Origin of the sequence: Hymenobacter terricola (assembly GCF_017921975.2) — a bacterium.
In the GTDB taxonomy this organism is placed as follows: Bacteria; Bacteroidota; Bacteroidia; order Cytophagales; family Hymenobacteraceae; genus Hymenobacter; species Hymenobacter terricola.
Window position 1 is genome coordinate 1 of the sequence record NZ_JAGEMO020000222.1, and the last position, 714, is coordinate 714.

The window sequence follows — 714 nt, forward strand, 5'->3', positions numbered from 1 at the left end:
GTCCTTCGTCGCCTCTGAGACCCTAGGCATCCCCCGTGTGCTCTTGCTTACTTCGCTTTCGTATCGCTTGCCCTCATTGCTGAAAGCTGCTCTGCCCGTTGCCAGGCCAAGCGCGCTACGCTTCGTTTTTGTTACCCCTTACGTCAAAGAACGTGTACTACTCTGGTGTCTAGTAGTGTCGTGAAATATTAGACAATTACTAATATTTCAAAAACAGACATGTTTTATGCACCCAATTGGTACACAACAATGGTGGAGAATAACGGATTCGAACCGTTGACCCCCTGCGTGCAAGGCAGGTGCTCTAGCCAGCTGAGCTAATCCCCCGAGTATTGTTTCCAGCAGCATTCCCGCTAGTTACAGTGGGCCTGCGTGGACTCGAACCACGGACCTCTACATTATCAGTGTAGCGCTCTAACCACCTGAGCTACAAGCCCGGGTTTCGACGATACCCGAAGGCAAACGTAGAATCCGTATTCAAAAATTATTTGAATGAAGAAACAAACAAACAGTAAAAACCAAGCATACTCATGTATTATAACATCGTGAGCAAGGCCGCTCCAGAAAGGAGGTGATCCAGCCGCACCTTCCGGTACGGCTACCTTGTTACGACTTAGCCCTAGTTACCTGTTCTACCCTAACCGGCTTCTGTGACGAGCACCGGCTTCAGGTCTACCAAACTTCCATGGCTTGACGGGCGGTGTGTACAAGGCC

General features: G+C 49.9%; 2 tRNA genes and 1 rRNA gene. All 3 read right to left on the reverse strand.

The window, feature by feature from the left end:
• Positions 1–250 precede the first annotated feature (250 nt).
• Positions 251–327: transfer RNA gene (locus J4G38_RS28325), tRNA-Ala, on the reverse strand.
• Positions 328–363: 36 nt separating this feature from the next.
• Positions 364–437: transfer RNA gene (locus tag J4G38_RS28330), tRNA-Ile, on the reverse strand.
• Between the two features lie 127 nt (positions 438–564).
• Positions 565–714 (reverse strand): 16S ribosomal RNA (locus J4G38_RS28335); the annotation flags it as partial.